General features: G+C 72.9%; 5 protein-coding genes and 1 pseudogene. All 6 read left to right on the top strand.

Annotated features, from left to right (window positions below; genetic code table 11):
* Nucleotides 1-1,115: beta-ketoacyl reductase (locus ACWEN3_RS39365; protein WP_452981414.1), on the top strand; the 1,115-nt coding region annotated here is incomplete at its 5' end.
* A 23-nt stretch (nucleotides 1,116-1,138) separates the two neighbouring features.
* Nucleotides 1,139-2,740, top strand: coding sequence for a long-chain-fatty-acid--CoA ligase (locus ACWEN3_RS39360; RefSeq protein WP_452981411.1), 1,602 nt, complete (start codon nucleotides 1,139-1,141; stop codon nucleotides 2,738-2,740).
* A complete protein-coding gene (locus ACWEN3_RS39355; RefSeq protein WP_452981408.1) occupies nucleotides 2,737-3,729 on the top strand; it encodes an LLM class flavin-dependent oxidoreductase in 993 nt (330 codons plus the stop codon). The genes ACWEN3_RS39360 and ACWEN3_RS39355 overlap by 4 nt, the downstream gene beginning before the upstream one ends.
* Nucleotides 3,730-3,758: 29 nt before the next feature.
* On the top strand, nucleotides 3,759-4,526 hold the full coding sequence (locus ACWEN3_RS39350; RefSeq protein ID WP_452981417.1) for a thioesterase II family protein: 768 nt from the start codon (nucleotides 3,759-3,761) through the stop codon (nucleotides 4,524-4,526).
* A gap of 128 nt (nucleotides 4,527-4,654) precedes the next feature.
* Complete coding sequence (locus ACWEN3_RS39345; RefSeq protein WP_452981405.1) at nucleotides 4,655-5,665, top strand: ketoacyl-ACP synthase III family protein; 1,011 nt, start codon at nucleotides 4,655-4,657, stop codon at nucleotides 5,663-5,665.
* A 52-nt stretch (nucleotides 5,666-5,717) separates the two neighbouring features.
* Nucleotides 5,718-5,860, top strand: a pseudogene (locus ACWEN3_RS39340) (hypothetical protein); the annotation flags it as partial.

Raw genomic sequence — 5,860 nt, 5'->3', positions numbered from 1 at the left:
CCGCCCGGCCGGAACCGGCCGACGAGGGCCCCACCGGACTCCGCCCCGACCGCACCTACCTGGTCACCGGCGGGCTCGGCGGCCTGGGCCTGGTCACCGCCCGGAAGCTGGCCGCGCTCGGCGCCCGGCACCTCACCCTGGTCAGCCGCGGCGGCCGGGCCACCGAGGAGGCCTCGCCGGTCCTCGCCGACCTCGCGGCCGAGGCCGAGATCGACGTCGTACGCGCCGACGTCTCCCGGCCGCAGGACGTCCAGCGGCTGGTGCGCCGGCTCGCGGCGGGCCCCCACCCGGTCGGCGGGATCGTGCACGCGGCCGGCTCCTACGACAAGAAGCTGATCTCCGAGCTGACCTGGGAGTCCATCGACGCCCAGCTCGCGGCGAAGGCCTACGGCGGCTGGCTGCTGCACGAGGCGGCCGAGAGCTCCTTCCCGGAGCTGGACTTCTTCGTCACCTACTCCTCGATCGCCTCCGTGCTCGGCGGCGCCACCCAGGGCCACTACGCCGCCGCCAGCGCCGGGCTCGACGCGCTCGCCGAGTGGCGCGGCCGGCGCGGGGTGCCGGGTCTCTCGGTCAACTGGGGCGCCTGGGCGAGGGTCGGCATGTCCGCCCGCCTGGAGGAGCACCTCAGCCAGGAGATCGAACGCAGCGGCGTCCGCTTCTTCTCCCCGACCCGCGCCCTGGACACCCTCGCCCGGCTCTGGGGCCGGCCGCGCACCCAGCGGATCGTCGGCGAGTTCGACTGGGACCGCTACGTCTCCGGCAGCGTCACCGGCGACCTGTTCTTCGACCGGCTCGCCCGGCAGGCGGCCGACGACGACGGCACCGGCCTCGACCTCGGCGCGCTGGCTGCGCTGCCCGAGGCCGAACGCCTGGCCGCCGTCACCTCCGTGGTCCGCGAGAAGGTCGCCGCCGTACTGCATCTGGAGGAGGGCGACGAGCTGGACACGACCACCGAGTTCGTCTCGCTGGGCCTGGACTCCCTGATGGCCCAGCAGGTCAAGGCCGCGCTGGAACAGGCCTTCCGGCTGCCCCTGCCGGCCTCCCTCACCCACGACCACCCCACGGTCCGCGCGCTGGCCCTGTTCGTCGACGGGCAGCTCGCCCCGGCAGCGTGAACAGCAAGGGACGGGAAACCACCATGACCGACATACCGAGGGAGCGCTGGACGCTCCACCACTCCGCCCGCGCCCACGCCGGCACCCGCCCCGACCACCCGGCGATCGTCTGCGAGGGCCGCGTCACCACCTACGACAAGCTGCACCGGGACAGCAACCAGGCCGCGCACGCCCTGCACACCAGCGGGGTCAGGCGCGGCGACCGGGTCGCCTACCTGGGCCGCGAGTCGGCGAACTACTACCTCGTGATGATCGCCTGCGCCAAGGCCGGCGCGGTCCTCGTACCGGTCAACTGGCGGCTCACCCCGAACGAGGTCGACCACATCCTGCGCGACTCCGGCGCCGCGCTGATCTTCGTGGACGACGAGTTCTGGGACACCGTCGCCACGGTCCGCCACCAACTGCGCGGCCTGCGCCGGGTGATCCGGGTCGACGGCACCGACGCCGACGGCGAACCCTCGCGCGGCGCCGGGCTGCTCGCCTGGGCCGCCGACCAGCCCGACAGCGACCTCGCACCCGGCACCGGCCCCGACGACGCCGTCATCCAGATCTACACCAGCGGCACCACCGGCCTGCCCAAGGGCGCGGTCCTCGCCCACCGCAGCTTCTTCACCCTGCCGCACGCCAGCCGCGCGCACGGGGTGGACTGGATCGACTGGCTGCCCGAGGACGTCGCCCTGATCTCCCTGCCGGGCTTCGGCGTCGCCGGCATCGGCTGGTTCCTGCACACCTTCAACGCCGGCGGCACCAACGTGATCATGCCGCAGTTCGACCCGCAGGAGGCCGTACGCCTCATCCGCGCCCACCGCGTCACCACCGCCTTCGCCGCCCCCGCGATGCTCCAGGCGATGGCGGCCGAACGCGGGGCCGGGCCCGAGGCGTTCACCTCGCTGCGCAAGATCGCCTACGGCGCCGCGCCCATGTCCGAGACGCTGCTCAAGCAGTGCCTGGAGACCTACCGCTGCGAGTTCGCGCAGATCTACGCCAGCACCGAGACCGGCAGCGTCGCGGTCTGTCTCCCGCCCGCGGCCCACCACCCCGGCAGCAAGGTGCTCAACTCCGTCGGCAAGGCCTGCCCCGGCAACGAGATCAAGGTGATCGGCCCCGACGGCGAGACCCTGCCGGCCGGCGCCATCGGGCAGATCTGCGTCCGCGCCCCCTCCCGGATGCTCGGCTACTGGAACCTGCCCGAGGCCACCGCCCGCACCCTGGTGGGGGAGTGGCTGCACATGGGCGACGCCGGCTACCTCGACGAGGACGGCCACCTCCACCTGTGCGACCGCATCAACGACACGATCATCGTGGCCGGCCAGAACATCTACCCGGCGGAGGTCGAGAAGGCCCTCGCCGCGCACCCGGCCGTCGCGGACGCGGCCGTGGTCGGGCTGCCCGACGACCGCTGGGGCGAGAGCGTCCACGCGGTGGTGGTGCTGCGGCCCGGCGCCACGGCCACCCCCCGGGAACTCCTGCTGTCCCTGCGGGGCCGCATCGCCGACTACAAGATCCCCGGCACCTACCACTTCACCGAGTCCCTTCCCCGCAACCCGTCGGGGAAGATCCTCCGCCGCGCGGTGCGGGAGCAGCTGACGACACCGGCCAGGGACCCACTTGGGAGCACAGTGTGACTTCACCACGGATCGGCATCCTCCTGCCCACCCGGGAGCAGGCCATCAACGGCAGCTATGCCGCCGCCCCGCTCCTCGACTTCGCGAGGAGCGCGGAGGCCCTCGGCTTCGACTCGCTGTGGGCCGGTGACTCGCTCACCGCCCGGCCCCGCCTGGACCCCCTGGTCGTCCTCTCGGCCGCCGCGGCGGCGACCCAGCGCATCACGGTCGGCACGGCGGCCCTCACCCCGGCCCTGCGCCACCCCCTGATCGGCGCCAACATGATCGCGAGCCTCAGCCATGTCGCGGCCGGCCGGCTGGTGCTCGGCCTCGGCTCGGGCTTCCCGATGGCCGAGACCGAGGAGGAGTTCGCCTCGGTCGGCGCCTCCTTCCAGGGCCGCGTGGGCCGCCTCGACGAGATCACCGCCCTGTGGCGCACCGCCTGGCGCTCCGGCGAGAAGGGCGAACCCGCCGAGTTCGAGGGCAGGTTCTGGCAGGCCGAGAACCTCGACCGGCTCCCGTCCCCCGCCGTCCCCGGCGGCCCGCCGCTCTGGCTGGCCGGCAGCGACACGCCGAAGGTGCTCGCCCGCGCGGCGACCCGCTACGACGGCTGGCTGCCGTTCCTGCCCGACGTCGACGCCTACGCCCGCGCCCGCGCCCGGCTCGCCGAACTCGCGGGCGAGGCGGGCCGCGAGGTGACGCCCGCGCTGTACGCCACGGTCACGGTCAACGCCGACGAGAGCGCCGCCAGGGCCGAACTGGAGCACTACATCAGCCACTACTACGGCCGTTCCCTGGAGCAGATGCGGACCATCCAGGCCTACGCCTGGGGCAGCGCCGAGAAGTGCGCCGAGTGGCTCGGCGGCTACGTCCGCGCCGGCGCCCGGCACCTGGTCGTACGGATCGGATCCCTGGACCCGGAAGCGCAGTTGAAGGAGATCGCCGAGGTGCTGCTGCCCGCCGTGCGCGCCCTCGGTTCGTCCACCACCGTTGGGAGTACGCAGTCGTGACCACCGCCATCGGCACCATCGGCAGCCAGATGTCCAGCGAGGGGCACTGGTTCCACCCCGTGGAGCCCTCGCCCGACGCCTCGATCCGGCTGTTCCTGCTGCCCCACGCGGGCAGCGGCGCCATCATCTACCGCGACTGGGAACGCCTGCTGCCGCCGGACATCTCCCCGCAGGCCGTCACCCTGCCCGGCCGCCACAACCGCCGGGAGGAGCCGACGCACGAGGAGTTCTGGCCGCTGCTCGACGCCCTGCACGAGGCGGTGCTGAACGACCTGGACGAGCGGCCGTTCGCCCTGTTCGGGCACTGCCTCGGCGCCCAGCTGGCCTTCCGGCTGGCCATCCGCATGGAGGAGGAGGGCGGCAGGGCGCCGGTGATGGTCGGCATGTCCGGCTGGTCGCCGGTGGGCTTCTTCAAGCCGACCGAGGAGCAGAGCCGGATGCCGGAACCGGAACTGGTCGAGTGGATCAAGAAGTTGGGCTCCTTCCCGGCCGAGGTCTACGACAACCCCGAGATGCTCGCGCTCGTCGTGCCCGCACTCCGCTCCGACCTCAGGGTCGCCGGGGACTACGACGACGACGGCGCCGGCGTCAGCTGCCCGCTCGCCTCCTACGGCGGCCGCAGCGACCCGCTCCAGGAGGACCCGGACGCCATGTCCCACTGGGCGGGGCGCACACCGGCGTACCTGGGCCACAACGAGTACGAGGGCGGCCACTTCTACATCGACACCCACGCACAGGCCGTCACCGCTCACTTCGCGCACCGGCTCCAGCGGACCGTGGCCACCGCCGTGAGCTGACCGGGCGAGGGCGCGTCAGCGCCGTGTCAGCGGGTCGCGAGAAGCTGCGAGGCGGCCCGCCGACACGGCGTCCGTCGGTCTCTCCCCGACGAACAGCCGAGGCCATCACACCCGAGAGAGAGAACGGCATGAAATTCGAGAACGACCTCTACATCGCGTCGGCCGGGTCCTGGCTACCGGACACGGTCCCCGTAACCCAGGCCATAGCGGACGGTCTCGTCGACGAGGACCACCGCGACCTGGGCTTCGAGCACATCGCAGTCTCCGACGACCTCTCCGCTCCCGAGATGGCCGTACGCGCGGGCCGGCTGGCCGTGGCGCGCTCCGGCGTCGACCCGGAGGACGTCGGGCTGGTCCTGCACGCGTCCAGCAGCTACCAGGGGCACGACATGTGGCCCACCGCGGCCTACGTCGCGAACGAGACCGTCGGTACCGCCGCTCCCGGCTTCGACCTCCAGCAGCGCTGCAACGGCGCCCTGGGCTCGCTGAGCCTGGCCGCCGGCTACATCGGCGCCGGTCTCGCCACCGAGGTGCTGATCACCACCGGCGACCGGTTCGCCGCGCCCTGGGTCGACCGCTGGAACATCCAGCTCAACTTCGTCTTCGCGGACGGCGGCAGCGCGCTGGTGCTGTCCGGGCGCACGGGGTTCGCCCGGCTGGTGGCGGCCACGCTGGGCGCCGACAACTCGCTGGAGCGGTGGAACCGCGGGCTGGAACCGTTCGACACCAAGCCCGGCGCCGAGGTGCGGCTGCGCGAGCGCGGCGCCCAGCACGCGGTGACGAAGGAGGCGGAGGGCTCCTGGGAGCGCTACGAGGCGGCCCTCATGGCCACCACCTCACGCGTCCTGGCCGAGGCCGGGGTGACCACGCAGGACATCTCCCGCGTGGTCACGCCCAACGTGCACCGCAACAAGGCGCCCGAGAACTTCGATCTGCTCGGTTTCACCGAGAAGCAGAGCACCTGGGAGGTGGGCCGCCGCTACGGGCACATCGGCCCCGGTGACCAGTTCCTCGGCATCGAGCACCTCGTGCTGGAGCGCGCCGTCGGACCGGGCGACCTCGTCCTGGTCGTCGCGGCGGGCGCGGGCTTCAGCTTCTCCGCAGCCGTACTGGAGATCCTGCACGTCCCGTCCTGGTGACGGGCGGGGCGGCTCCAGGGACCCCCACCGACCGAAGAAAGGAACGGCCGCCATGGCCTTACGAGAACCCCGGGAAGCCGCCCCGGAGCAGAACGGGAACCCGTCCGGCGAGAAGTTCGGTGTGCGTGGCTACACCCGCTGCCAGCGCTGCGGCCGTCCGCACTCCGTGTACCGCAAGTTCGGCCTGTGCCGCGT

It is taken from the genome of Streptomyces sp. NPDC004561, assembly GCF_053602155.1.
Note: the sequence above shows the minus strand (reverse complement) of the source record. Positions and strands in the feature narration are given on the sequence as shown.

Excerpts from the sequence above, each read along its gene's own strand:
- ACWEN3_RS39360 (WP_452981411.1), top strand. The coding sequence starts at position 1,139 with ATGACCGACATACCGAGGGAGCGCTGGACGCTCCACCACTCCGCCCGC.
- ACWEN3_RS39345 (WP_452981405.1), top strand. The coding sequence starts at position 4,655 with ATGAAATTCGAGAACGACCTCTACATCGCGTCGGCCGGGTCCTGGCTA.
- ACWEN3_RS39350 (WP_452981417.1), top strand. The coding sequence starts at position 3,759 with ATGTCCAGCGAGGGGCACTGGTTCCACCCCGTGGAGCCCTCGCCCGAC.